Origin of the sequence: Mycobacterium lepromatosis (assembly GCF_000975265.2) — a bacterium.
Taxonomy (GTDB): domain Bacteria; phylum Actinomycetota; class Actinomycetes; order Mycobacteriales; family Mycobacteriaceae; genus Mycobacterium; species Mycobacterium lepromatosis.
In genome coordinates, this window is record NZ_CP083405.1 from 2366445 (window position 1) to 2379409 (window position 12965).

Here is a 12965-nt window from a genome sequence, read left to right on the forward strand (position 1 = left end):
CGACGTTTGAGTCCGGTCGCTTACTTAGTCCGCAGACCGGATCTCCCGGGGCAGCGCAAACACCAGTGTCTCGTTGGCCGTCGTCACTGACTGAACCACACCGTAGCCGCGTTCAGCAAGCCACTTCAGTACGCCTTGCACCAGTATCTCGGGGACAGATGCCCCCGAGGTAACACCCACTGTCGTGACACCATCCAGCCATGCTGGGTCGATAGCCTCGGCCCAGTCGACTAGGTACGCGGCCCCGGCCCCACCACACATTGCCACCTCGACCAATCGCACCGAATTCGAGGAATTTCGAGACCCGACGACGATGACCAGCTCGCACTCAGACGCCATCGCCTTGACCGCGACCTGCCGGTTCTGGGTCGCATAGCAAATGTCGTCGCTGGGCGGGTCCTGCAGCTTCGGGAAGCGCTGTCGCAACCGCTCGACGATCCGCATGGTCTCATCCACCAACAGCGTGGTCTGCGACAACCAGACCACCTTGTTTTCGTCGCGGACCGATACCCGCTGTACAGCGGCCAGCCCGTCGACCAGTTGCACATGCGTGGGCGCCTCCCCGGCGGTTGCGATGACTTCCTCGTGGCCCTCATGCCCGATCAGCAGGATGTCATAATCGTTACGCGCGAACCGCTTGACCTCGTTGTGCACCTTGGTGACAAGCGGACAAGTGGCATCGATGGTCCGCAGGTTCCGCTCGGCCGCGGCCGCATACACCGTTGGTGCAACCCCGTGCGCGGAGAAAACCACGATGGCGCCCTCGGGAACTTGGTCGGTCTCCTCGACAAAAACCGCGCCGGCCCTTTCCAAGGTCTTGACCACGTGCCGGTTATGTACGATCTGGTGACGCACGTAGACGGGGGAGCCATACTTCTGCAGCGCCCGCTCGACCGTTTCTACGGCACGATCCACCCCTGCGCAGTAGCCACGCGGTTCGGCCAGCAGGACCCGTTTAGGCTTTGGGTTTTCAACTACTGACCTCGAAGCACCGGGAATTCCCATGTGGACAGTCAGTGACATGCCCTTCAGGTTACTTTCTGCCAGCCTAAAAAGCACCTGGATTTGATGAGTAGCTACCCGCTGCACTCGGCTCCGGCACGCTTGCGATCACCACCAAAGCCGTCAGCTGGCACCCGCGGCTTGGAGTTGGCCGGCGGTTGAGGCAATCTTAGATGTATGGCTACTGCACCGTATGGGGTTCGACTTTTAGTCGGCACGGCGACAGTCGCTGTCGAAGAGACGTTGAAGCTGCCGCGAACTATTCTAATGTGCCCCATGACGTTGGCCAGTCAAGTGGCACACATTGTGATGAGATTTCAGCAGAACCTGGCTGAGCTGGTGACTAAGGGCGACGGCACCCTAGAGACGCTGTTTCCCTCGAAAAGCGAACAACCGGAGTGGGCAACGTTTTATGAGAATTTGACTGACACGGTCGACTCAACCCCCACCCCATTGCCCGGAGGCGATGGCATCGAGATCGATTGCCGATCCGAGGGACGATTCGCCTTGTACTCGATGTCCGACACATCGGAGCATGAGGACGCCAGTTCGTTGACTCAGTCCATGCCTGCCAGGCAAGTGAAGAAGGCGGCGGCTAAGCTGATAGTTCCCGCACCGGAAGTTGCAGCCGATATCGACTATCCGGCCCTGACACTGGCCCAGCTGCGGGCCAGGCTGCAATCGCTGGATATCGACGAGCTCAAAGCCCTGCTGGTTTACGAGCAGGCCACCAAGGCCCGTGCTCCGTTCCAGACGCTGCTCGCCAACAGGATCACCCGTACGACTGCGAAGTGACGGAAGCGGTGCCGACTGACTCGGTCGACTCGAAAATCAGTTCGCAGGTAAATTCGGCCGAGAACCCGTTCCCAGTTCGCGCGGTGGCGATCCGGATTGCGGGATGGATCGACAAGCTGGGCAGCGTCTGGGTAGAGGGGCAATTAGCGCAAATCACTATGCGGCCCAAAGCTAAAACCGTGTTCATGGTGTTACGTGACCCGGCTGCCGACATGTCGCTGATTGTGACCTGCTCGCGCGACTTTGTGCTACGCGCGCCGGTGAAATTAGCCGAAGGCATTCAGGTAGTGGTATGCGGTAAACCTTCATTCTACACCAGGCGCGGCACATTTTCTTTGCGCCTCAGCGATATCCGCACAGTTGGGATCGGAGAACTGCTAGCACGCATCGATCGGCTACGTCGACTGTTGGACGCTGAGGGGCTCTTTGACCCACGGCTTAAGCTGCCGATACCCTTCCTGCCCAACATGATCGGGCTCATCACTGGTCGGGCCAGCGCTGCCGAACGCGATGTGACGACCGTGGCTAGCGCGCGCTGGCCTGCGGTGCGTTTCACTATCCGCAACACCGCTGTCCAGGGGCCCAACGCGGTCAGCCAGATTGTCGAGGCGTTGCGGGAACTGGATCGCAACGTTGATGTCGAGGTGATCGTGGTGGCCCGAGGCGGTGGTACCGTTGAGGACCTGCTGACATTTTCCGATGAAACGCTATGCCGCGCGATCGCGGCGTGCCGCACGCCGGTGATCAGCGCAGTCGGTCACGAACCCGACAACCCGCTATGCGATCTGGTCGCCGATCTGCGCGCCGCCACGCCTACCGACGCCGCCAAGAAAGTGGTCCCGGATACCGCTGCCGAGCAGCGACTGATCGATGACTTGCGGCGGCGCAGCGCGCAGGCGCTCCGCAATTGGGTATCCCGCGAACAGCGGGCGCTAGTCCAACTACACAGTCGCCCGGTGCTGGCCGAACCACTTCGAACGCTGACAACGCGCTCCGAAGAAATTCACCGCGCTCACTCGGCGGTTCGCCGCGATATCATTCGGCTGGTCACCACCGAGACCGAGCGGGTCGGTCATCTGGCCGCCCAGCTGGCCACATTGGGCCCAGCAGCCACGTTGGCTCGCGGCTATGCCATTGTGCAAACCCTGGAAGACGGGACGCAAACCGTTCCTGCAGCAGTGCTGCGGTCAGTCGATGACGCACCCGCAGGCACCAGACTGCGGGTGCGGGTCTCTGACGGTGCCATGGTGGCAGTGAGTGAAGGACGGACCGATGGTCCCTGAGGACGATAACGTCAAGATGCTCTCCACTACACCTATTAGTCAACTTGATTATGAAGCTTGCCGAGATGAGCTGATCGAAGTTGTGCGACTCTTGGAACAGGGTGGGCTAAATCTCGATGCGTCGCTGAAACTCTGGGAAAGAGGAGAACAGCTCGCTAAAAGATGTGAAGAGCACTTAGCTGGTGCCCGCCAGCGAGTCGCCGACGCGCTCGCCGCCAGCCAAGACGAAAAAGCCTAATGCCGATCAAATTAAAGACTGTTTTCCTTTAACTTTAACTCAAACACGTGTCAGTTATGCTTCGCGGTGTGGGTGACGCATCGTTGACGACCGAGCTCGGCCGCGTCCTAGTCACCGGCGGTTCGGGCTTCGTCGGCGCCAATCTGGTGACCACATTGCTGGACCGCGGATACCAGGTACGCTCCTTCGACCGCGCCCCATTGCCGCTGCCGCATCACCCGCAGCTGGAGGTGCTACAAGGCGACATCACCAACGCGAAGATCTGTACTGCAGCTATGGACAGCATCGACACGGTCTTTCACACTGCTGCGATCATCGAGCTAATGGGTGGCGCTTCGGTGACCGACGAGTATCGACAGCGCAGCTACACAGTCAATGTGGGCGGTACCGAAAACCTGGTCCGCGCGGGACAAAAGTGCGGAGTCAAACGGTTCGTTTACACCGCATCCAACAGTGTGGTTATGGGCGGCAAGCCCATCACCGGCGGTGACGAAACAATGCCTTACACCAAGCGGTTCAACGACCTCTACACTGAAACCAAAGTGGTCGCCGAGAAATTCGTACTCTCACAGAACGGCGTACCGGATGGTGGATCCATGCTAACATGTTCTATCCGGCCCAGTGGCATATGGGGTCGCGGCGACCAGACAGTGTTCCGCAAGGCATTCGAAAGCATCGTATCCGGTCACGTCAAGGTACTCATCGGCAGTAAAAAAGCCAAACTGGATAATTCCTATGTGCACAACCTGGTCCATGGCTTCATCTTGGCTGCCGAGCACCTGGTCCCAGGCGGCACCGCACCTGGGCAAGCCTACTTCATCAACGACGGCGAGCCGATCAACTTTTTCGACTTCATGGAGCCGATCGTCAAGGCGTGTGGTGGACATTGGCCACGAGTGCGGATCTCCGGCCGACTGGTGCGCAACGTGATGGCTGTTTGGCAGCGGCTGCACTTCGGCTTCGGTTTTCCGACGCCTCTGATAGAACCACTTGCGGTGGAACGGGTTTACCTCGACAATTACTTTTCCATCGCAAAGGCACAAGCAGAATTAGGCTATCAGCCACTGTTCACTACCGAACAAGCCATGGCCGAATGCGTGTCATACTACACAGAGTTGTTCGAGCAGGTCAAGGTGGCTGCCAAGCCTCATTTGGCATCCATAGTCGCCACTCCGCCGCCCGAATAGCAAGCGCACAAGCATCGAAACTGCAAACTGTGCCAATATATTCTCGGGTGGTTGCAACCGTTTAGGTGTCGTGTGTCGCGGCAGTTCTGACGCATGAGTGTGTTGCGCTACGTCCTCGGGCTCATCTTCAGTGACCATCTGGATGACGATCCAGCCGAGTTCTTTGAGATCGCGAAGCCGGTCCTGGTCGCGGGCGTACTGACTGGCGGTTGGTGCGATGGTGGTAGCCCGTCAATACTCGATAACCACCTTGCACTTTTCCCAGCCCATGTCAACCAACGGCAATCAGTCGCCAGTTTGACTGCACAGGTATTTGCGTGGGGGAATGGGCAGATAGGCCTCGATGAGCAGTAAGCGCAGCTACGTCTCCTTGGGCGCCGTGGTGCCCGGATCGGTTAGTAGAATCGTTGCGCGTAACCTTCGCCGGCCTCGCGCACCCGAGGATCGCTTGGCGGGTAGCATCTTCGCTCGAATACGTCGTTGCCCGCATCAGGGTGTCGAGCTGCGTCACCGCCTTGCCGGTAGACAGTTATGGCTAAGTCAAACACCGTTCTTGCGTAAGTGGTCACCAGCAGTCCGACGATCCGGGTAATCTCCCGACTCGACTAGCTGATTATGGGTGGTCACGCCGATCGGGGATGTGGGTTACGCCAGGTCAGTTCGACGGACTCATCGTCGTCAATACAATCCGAACCGTGCAGCGCTGCCGCGGCGCAATCCTGCAAATAAATAACGGGTTAGATCACAGGTAACTCGGCTACATAGTTGATACGTGCTCGGTCTGCCCCGCCACACAAGTGGTCTAGCGTACCACAAAACTTTGTCCACAAATGCAATCCACAAATGAAATGAAATGAAATGAAGTCACGACGAACTCGTACTATTTTGTTGTCGCGGTGGTTTTGGTGGGTGAGTTGTGATTGTGATCGGTGCAGCGCCTCGGTGAACGCTGATCGACGTATACCGACTTCCCGCTTTCCCCTTGTGTCTACGTGGTGAATCAAACCCGTTATAGGGACACGGAGCTATGTGCAATAGCGGGTGAGCAGTGCCTGATCAAGCACCGATGTGACCAAGCACCGCGATCTTGCTGGTCATCACCGGCCGGCCCAGGATGCTGGGGGAGAACACGTCCACACAAAACGCGGTATAGTAAACCCTTTGCAGCGTCCACACATACGTGCAATCCGCTACCCATCACTCATCCGGGTGGGTCGGCGTTGACCAGCCATGATCGAGCAGGTCGGGATGCTGCTGCGGCAAGTATTGAAATGATCGAAAGGGTATGAACACCTCCTAACAGCAATAACCGTGGAGAGCCTGGTGGACAAAGACGCGTGCACCAGGGTCGGCAAGCAGTCTGGGAAACGGATCGAAAGTATCCGCGGCACCACGCCCAGGCTCACTCAACCCGCGGCCGTGGTTGTGCTCAACGTCAACAATGAAGCCCCAGATCCAAGCAGCTGGATCGCACCCAAGCCGGATTGGGCTACTACCTTCAAACTCGCCACCAAAACACACCCACACATCCAGTTGCGCGTCATCTGCGACAACTACGCCACCCACAAACCCCCAGCAGCCGGACCTGGCCAGACAATAACCAGCAAGCCAGACTGCACTTCACACCGACAAGCTGCTCACGGCTGAGATATAACCGAAATCTTTTTCACCACCACCGGCCACAACACGTTCACCGATGTCAACAACCTCGAAACCGCAATCCCCACCTACAGCAATAGCTACAACAAACACACCACACCGTTCACCGAAACCAAAACCACAGACACCCCCCCACACACAATCACACGCTACAACAATCACCAACACACAACACGAGCCGGCGTATCACCTGACTTTTGCCACTCTTCGGTGGTCGGTGCGTGAAAATTGTGAACTGTTGTTTTCTTCGGTGGCGGGACGTAATGTGGGCACTAAATTGAAGGTTTTTAGGGTGTGGTGGTAGCGTATGCACGCACCATGAAGATGGCCTCGGGGACTACGGCTGTGTAGATTGTCTTGGTCACCATGGCGGGGTTCGCGCTAGAGTGAGCGCTTAGGTTCTGTGCACGCAGAAGTTGAGTTAGAGGGTGTGCAAGGCCGCGGCTAACCAAGGTGTGGCGGCCGGTCAGCAAAGGCTTGGATCGTCGCGGGTCGGCCGGCTCCCTGTTACAGATCGTGGCGTCGAGGTCAGCGCACCTGTGGGAGGCGTCGTGTCAGACTACGGGGTGGCTGGGGTTTCGATGCCACCGGTGGCGGTTATCAGGGTGTTTCGTGACCTGGCAACGGTACGCGTCATTGAACCGATAAGCAAGGTCGATGCATTACGAGTGCTCACGGAGACCGGAGTTGATTCGGTGGCCTACTGGACACCGAATCAACTCCTGCCAATTTTGCTCAACCTGAATTCCGAGAGCAACTTTTGACCGCGTGAGCGGCTCATACGTAGTTAAGTCCAGCCAGACTGGTGCTCTACGACGCGACAGTCTTGTACTTCAAGACAGATGTGGAGGACAGGTTCCGCGAGCCTGGGTTCTCGAACGAACGCCGGCTGGATCCACAAATCATCCTGGGGTTGTTCACCGACGCTATCGGGTTGCCGCTCAATGTCGCGGCGTTCGAGGGCAACCGGACTGAGACCACCATGATGGTGCCGGTCATCAATGCCTTAAGACCGCTCACAATCTGACCGACGTGACCGTGATGGCCGACGCCGGCATAATCTCCGAAACCAACCAGGTCGCCTTACAGGCTGTTAGGTTGATCGACATCTTCGGTGCTCGCATTCCGCGCCTGTCTGACGTGGTGCGCTAGTGGTGCGACAAACACCCCCCAGCGAGGCGGTTCCCCTACGGGCTAGTTCTTTTACCCAGCGGTGATCATCGGCCAGCCTCTCATCAAGGTGTGCGATCAGGGCTCGGCGATTCAACAACCCGGTCAGATCATCGTGTTCGGCCAAGTAACGCAATTGTTCTTCGGCAACGATGCGGGCCTGCAGCTGGGCAAAAAGAGTTGCGATCGCCTGCAGCGCACGCAACTCATCGGCGTGCCATTCCCGGTCGCCGTACTTGACGAATCCAAGGACGCCGGTGGTGATCTCTCCGGACAGCAACGGCACACACGCCAGGGAAACAGCCGGCACAGCGGTGCCCTCCTCGATGCGACGCTGATATTCAGCATTGGCCGGCTCGGGCCGCAAAACCGCCGGTTCTTTGAGATACTCGGCCATCGCAAAAATCGTGTCGGCGTCGGCAAAATACACCACACCGATCGGGTCGGGATCAGGCACGTAGTCGCGCGGAGGCCATTCCACAACCAGCTTGGTCGCATGAATGTCATGGTCATTGTGACGAAGAAAGCTCACATCGACGCCGAAATGTTCCACCAGAATAGCCAGTACCCGTTCGCCGATCGGTACCGCGGTGACCGCTGTTGCAGCCATTAACTTCGAGGCCACCGCAGTGACGAGTTCGTCCAGGGACCGGGTCATGATCTTACCATAACCGCTTAGCCCGACAGCAACCGGATGCGCTCAAAACTTCGGCGGCTCCGCACCGACACGGGCCCTGCGACAGTCAATCGCAACACCAACACGAGGGAGTGATCGACCGGGATACGCGCCAGACTGTGGAAGTCGCTGCCCAATTGGCCCAATTCATCGGCGAACTGTGCAGATAATGCTTGTAGCTCGTCGACATCGCGCGCGTAGAGGAACACTGGCGAAATCGGCTGCACTGCGAACCCATGTCGCTGCGCGGCGATCCATATCGCCTCGACAGCCGACCCACCACGAGCGTAGTCCGCCAACGCGTTCCCGGGCACCGAGATCACTGCGAGGGCCGAACTAGCCACCACGCGATCATGGGTGTCTTGGCCCAGCGCAGCGCCGACGTTCCACTGCGCGAGGAGTTCCATAACGTCCGTACGACGAAGCACGTCGAACGCAGCCAACTGATGCCAATCCATTTCGAGACTGCGCACGTCAATACCAGTGTCTGGAAAAGAATCTCCCGGTCGATCACTCCCTCGTGTTGGTGTTGCGATTGACTGTCGCAGGGCCCGTGTCGGTGCGGAGCCGCCGAAGTTTTGAGCGCATCCGGTTGCTGTCGGGCTAAGCGGTTATGGTAAGATCATGACCCGGTCCCTGGACGAACTCGTCACTGCGGTGGCCTCGAAGTTAATGGCTGCAACAGCGGTCACCGCGGTACCGATCGGCGAACGGGTACTGGCTATTCTGGTGGAACATTTCGGCGTCGATGTGAGCTTTCTTCGTCACAATGACCATGACATTCATGCGACCAAGCTGGTTGTGGAATGGCCTCCGCGCGACTACGTGCCTGATCCCGACCCGATCGGTGTGGTGTATTTTGCCGACGCCGACACGATTTTTGCGATGGCCGAGTATCTCAAAGAACCGGCGGTTTTGCGGCCCGAGCCGGCCAATGCTGAATATCAGCGTCGCATCGAGGAGGGCACCGCTGTGCCGGCTGTTTCCCTGGCGTGTGTGCCGTTGCTGTCCGGAGAGATCACCACCGGCGTCCTTGGATTCGTCAAGTACGGCGACCGGGAATGGCACGCCGATGAGTTGCGTGCGCTGCAGGCGATCGCAACTCTTTTTGCCCAGCTGCAGGCCCGCATCGTTGCCGAAGAACAATTGCGTTACTTGGCCGAACACGATGATCTGACCGGGTTGTTGAATCGCCGAGCCCTGATCGCACACCTTGATGAGAGGCTGGCCGACGATCACCGCGGCCCGGTGACGTTGCTGTTCCTTGGCCTCAATCGGCTCAAAGCGGTTAACGATTACCTAGGTCACAATGCCGGTGACCGGCTGATCGAGGTCTTCGCCGACCGACTGCGTGAGGCCTCCGAAATCCCAACGGTTATTGCCCGTTTCGGCGGAGACGAGTTTGTCATAGTGCCCGCTGAGCCGGTATCGGTTGATGTTGCAGAGTCGTTTGCCCATCGCTTGCAGACGCGGCTTCAAAAGCAAGTGGTGATCGACGGCGAAATACTTACCCGCACCGTCAGCATCGGTGTTGCCATCGGTCTCCCGGGACGGGATACCACGTCGGATCTGCTACGCTGGGCTGATCACGCGGCGCTGTCGGCGAAAAGCGGCGGGAGCAAGGTCGTGGTTCTCGACCATGGGATCAGTGCACAGCATACGCTGAGAACTGAGGTTGAACTGCACTTAGCAGGGATGATCGATACTGACCTGGTGCTGCACTACCTTCCCGAGGTAGACATGCGTACCGGCAAGCTCTTGGGAACCGAGGCCTTGGTGCGCTGGCAGCACCCGACGCGGGGGTTGCTATTTCCCGACTCATTTATCCCAGTGGCCGAATCGATTAATCTAGCAGGCAAGCTGGGCCGGATGGTGATGCGCTCGGCATGTGCGGAATTCAGTCGATGGCGCTCAGCCGGCATAGGACTTGATGCGCTGTTGCGCATTAATGTCTCGCCAGTACAGTTGGTCGCCGAAGGTTTCGTCGACAACGTGGCTGGCACTCTCAACGAGTTCGGTCTTGAAGGCAGCATGGTGTGTCTGGAGATCACTGAGAATGTGGTGGTCCAAAACATCGATGCCACCCGCAAGACACTTGCCGGACTCAAGGAGGTCGGAGTGCACCTGGCTATCGACGACTTCGGTACCGGTTACAGCGTGCTGACTCATTTGAAATCCCTGCCGGTGGACACCATCAAAATCGACAAGAGCTTCGTCACCGAACTAGGAAGCAATGCAAGTGATCTAGCGATCGTGCGCGCGATCATGGCGTTAGCCAAAGAGTTTGAACTCGAAGTTGTCGCTGAAGGCGTCGAGACTGCCTTAGCAGCGCAGGTGCTGATGGAGTTAGGTTGTAACCGTGCGCAGGGGTTTCTGCTCTCACGTCCCGTCGACAGCGCGGCGATGAAATCGCTGCTAGCAAACGGTATGATAACCATGGAGTTTGGCACGTGTCAGAGCCCGGCGCCGAGCAGACACCAGATATACCGATCGTAAAACCCGAATGCTGACTCCAACCTTACTTGGGCTTGTGCGCGCTGACCAAGAACTCTGGTAATTTCCGCCCGACCTTTGTCGTCGAGTGTGTTAGCGTGGAACCGTGAGGTTGGGAATTAGTGGCAGTTTGACATGCACGAACGCTAGACGGATCTCGTCGTTGGCCACGGTTTCGCGTAATTCCTTGTTGGAAAACAACTACGCCACACACAAACCCCCAGCAGCCGGACCTGGCCAGACAATAACCAGCAAGCCAGACTGCACTTCACACCGACAAGCTGCTCACGGCTGAGATATAACCGAAATCTTTTTCACCACCACCGGCCACAACACGTTCACCGATGTCAACAACCTCGAAACCGCAATCCCCACCTACAGCAATAGCTACAACAAACACACCACACCGTTCACCGAAACCAAAACCACAGACACCCCCCCACACACAATCACACGCTACAACAATCACCAACACACAACACGAGCCGGCGTATCACCTGACTTTTGCCACTCTTCGGTGGTCGGTGCGTGAAAATTGTGAACTGTTGTTTTCTTCGGTGGCGGGACGTAATGTGGGCACTAAATTGAAGGTTTTTAGGGTGTGGTGGTAGCGTATGCACGCACCATGAAGATGGCCTCGGGGACTACGGCTGTGTAGATTGTCTTGGTCACCATGGCGGGGTTCGCGCTAGAGTGAGCGCTTAGGTTCTGTGCACGCAGAAGTTGAGTTAGAGGGTGTGCAAGGCCGCGGCTAACCAAGGTGTGGCGGCCGGTCAGCAAAGGCTTGGATCGTCGCGGGTCGGCCGGCTCCCTGTTACAGATCGTGGCGTCGAGGTCAGCGCACCTGTGGGAGGCGTCGTGTCAGACTACGGGGTGGCTGGGGTTTCGATGCCACCGGTGGCGGTTATCAGGGTGTTTCGTGACCTGGCAACGGTACGCGTCATTGAACCGATAAGCAAGGTCGATGCATTACGAGTGCTCACGGAGACCGGAGTTGATTCGGTGGCCTACTGGACACCGAATCAACTCCTGCCAATTTTGCTCAACCTGAATTCCGAGAGCAACTTTTGACCGCGTGAGCGGCTCATACGTAGTTAAGTCCAGCCAGACTGGTGCTCTACGACGCGACAGTCTTGTACTTCAAGACAGATGTGGAGGACAGGTTCCGCGAGCCTGGGTTCTCGAACGAACGCCGGCTGGATCCACAAATCATCCTGGGGTTGTTCACCGACGCTATCGGGTTGCCGCTCAATGTCGCGGCGTTCGAGGGCAACCGGACTGAGACCACCATGATGGTGCCGGTCATCAATGCCTTAAGACCGCTCACAATCTGACCGACGTGACCGTGATGGCCGACGCCGGCATAATCTCCGAAACCAACCAGGTCGCCTTACAGGCTGTTAGGTTGATCGACATCTTCGGTGCTCGCATTCCGCGCCTGTCTGACGTGGTGCGCTAGTGGTGCGACAAACACCCCCCAGCGAGGCGGTTCCCCTACGGGCTAGTTCTTTTACCCAGCGGTGATCATCAACGAGTTCGGAGAAAGCCCGTAGAATCCCCCGACCGGGTCATCCACTACCACTACCCCCACGGTCGGGCCCGAAAGACGCTGCTTGGCATCAATGATCAGGTCACTAACGCACAGCGTGCCATCGATGGGCATTTTCCGGTCCAACGCAACCGCTACATACAACTGACCGGTGCCACTATATGAGCGGCAATCGCGCAGTACTAAGACAAGCCCCGCACGCTGGCCGGCTAGAAGGGGTCCACCACCAACTTCGTCGGCCATCACGCAACGTTCAATTATTGATGCTTCCCACCAGTTGTAACCCATCGACAAGGCTTTCCAGATGTCCAAACACGAACTTGCAGGCGCGCCCGATTTACCACCGTATCCGCGACTCCATCGAAGCCCACCTCACCGTGGTGGTTGCCGCGATGGTCCTCAGTCACTGGATTGAGCACTACACTAATTGACTAATTGGAGCATTAAGAAACTCGCGCGCACTACCCGCCACTACCGCACCATGCAGATCAAAAACCGGACAACAACCTGACCACCGCCGACCCGCTACCCGCCAATCTCACCGACACGCTGGCCAAGATCAACAGCCACGATATGCACTAAATTGGCCCAAACCAGACATCAGCGGGACCACCCATGGACGCGGTAGCGGAAGTACCCACGATACCAACCCAGCTAAAGCTAATCGGTGACGCCGATCTGACAACCACCATGGTAATCGCAATGTACGCCTATGCCGCGATGAGACCGATACCAGGCCGCCCGGAAATTTCCCCGAGATGCACATCTACACCTCGGACCCAAACACCAGCATAGTCGACGACTCGATCCAAGTCGTCGAAATGTTGCAGTCCTACTCCCTTGGTGCCGGATTACCCACGAGAATCAGATCCAGGATGCGTGGGAGAGCGCGGCAAGACCCCATCCACGAACC

At 57.8% G+C, this 12965-nt stretch carries 12 protein-coding genes and 2 pseudogenes; 10 read left to right on the top strand and 4 right to left on the bottom strand.

All coding sequences use genetic code 11. The annotated features are described in order from the left end of the window. Positions 1-24: 24 nt before the first annotated feature. Entirely contained in the window at positions 25-1023 is a 999-nt protein-coding gene (locus tag MLPF_RS11400; protein ID WP_045843510.1) for a 4-hydroxy-3-methylbut-2-enyl diphosphate reductase, read from the bottom strand. 156 nt (positions 1024-1179) lie between these two features. Between MLPF_RS11400 and MLPF_RS11405 the strand changes: the two genes are divergently transcribed. The 5 genes from MLPF_RS11405 to MLPF_RS11425 all read left to right on the top strand — a co-directional run bounded on the left by MLPF_RS11405 (position 1180) and on the right by MLPF_RS11425 (position 4859). Then, a complete protein-coding gene (locus MLPF_RS11405; RefSeq protein WP_045843505.1) occupies positions 1180-1797 on the top strand; it encodes a lipid droplet-associated protein in 618 nt (205 codons plus the stop codon). Then, positions 1794-3080, top strand: coding sequence for an exodeoxyribonuclease VII large subunit (gene xseA, locus MLPF_RS11410; RefSeq protein WP_045843506.1), 1287 nt, complete (start codon positions 1794-1796; stop codon positions 3078-3080). Before MLPF_RS11405 ends, xseA begins: the two co-directional genes overlap by 4 nt. Then, positions 3070-3318, top strand: a complete 249-nt coding sequence (locus MLPF_RS11415) for an exodeoxyribonuclease VII small subunit (protein ID WP_045843507.1) — start codon at positions 3070-3072, stop codon at positions 3316-3318. The genes xseA and MLPF_RS11415 overlap by 11 nt, the downstream gene beginning before the upstream one ends. 56 nt (positions 3319-3374) lie before the next feature. Then, positions 3375-4505 (top strand): 3-beta-hydroxysteroid dehydrogenase, encoded by a 1131-nt coding sequence (locus tag MLPF_RS11420; protein WP_045843508.1) that lies wholly within the window; start codon positions 3375-3377, stop codon positions 4503-4505. 93 nt (positions 4506-4598) lie between these two features. After that, positions 4599-4859, top strand: a complete 261-nt coding sequence (locus MLPF_RS11425) for a hypothetical protein (protein WP_045842862.1) — start codon at positions 4599-4601, stop codon at positions 4857-4859. Between the two features lie 41 nt (positions 4860-4900). Here MLPF_RS11425 and MLPF_RS11430 read toward each other — a convergent pair whose 3' ends face one another. Continuing rightward, on the bottom strand, positions 4901-5053 hold the full coding sequence (locus MLPF_RS11430) for a hypothetical protein (protein ID WP_237755961.1): 153 nt from the start codon (positions 5051-5053) through the stop codon (positions 4901-4903). 763 nt (positions 5054-5816) lie between these two features. Here MLPF_RS11430 and MLPF_RS11435 point away from each other — a divergent pair. From MLPF_RS11435 to MLPF_RS11445, 3 genes are all read left to right on the top strand, one after another. Beyond that, complete coding sequence (locus MLPF_RS11435) at positions 5817-6152, top strand: hypothetical protein (RefSeq protein WP_237817200.1); 336 nt, start codon at positions 5817-5819, stop codon at positions 6150-6152. Positions 6153-6592: 440 nt separating this feature from the next. Further along, positions 6593-6928, top strand: a complete 336-nt coding sequence (locus MLPF_RS11440) for a hypothetical protein (RefSeq protein WP_082082402.1) — start codon at positions 6593-6595, stop codon at positions 6926-6928. A gap of 41 nt (positions 6929-6969) precedes the next feature. Continuing rightward, on the top strand, positions 6970-7191 hold the full coding sequence (locus MLPF_RS11445) for a hypothetical protein (protein ID WP_237756007.1): 222 nt from the start codon (positions 6970-6972) through the stop codon (positions 7189-7191). Between the two features lie 195 nt (positions 7192-7386). On the opposite strand, the pseudogene MLPF_RS11450 reads toward MLPF_RS11445, so the two are convergent. Together MLPF_RS11450 and MLPF_RS11455 are read right to left on the bottom strand one after the other, a co-directional pair. After that, positions 7387-7992 (bottom strand): annotated as a pseudogene (locus tag MLPF_RS11450) (GAF domain-containing protein); the annotation flags it as partial. A 17-nt stretch (positions 7993-8009) separates the two neighbouring features. Then, positions 8010-8483, bottom strand: coding sequence for a nitroreductase family protein (locus tag MLPF_RS11455; protein ID WP_237817201.1), 474 nt, complete (start codon positions 8481-8483; stop codon positions 8010-8012). Between the two features lie 151 nt (positions 8484-8634). Here MLPF_RS11455 and MLPF_RS11460 point away from each other — a divergent pair, with 151 nt between their 5' ends. After that, positions 8635-10506 carry a putative bifunctional diguanylate cyclase/phosphodiesterase gene (locus tag MLPF_RS11460; RefSeq protein ID WP_045843374.1) on the top strand — a complete coding sequence of 624 codons (1872 nt, stop codon included), beginning with the start codon at positions 8635-8637 and terminating at the stop codon, positions 10504-10506. A 622-nt stretch (positions 10507-11128) separates the two neighbouring features. Then, positions 11129-12634: pseudogene (locus tag MLPF_RS16470) on the top strand (IS1634 family transposase). Positions 12635-12965 lie beyond the last annotated feature (331 nt).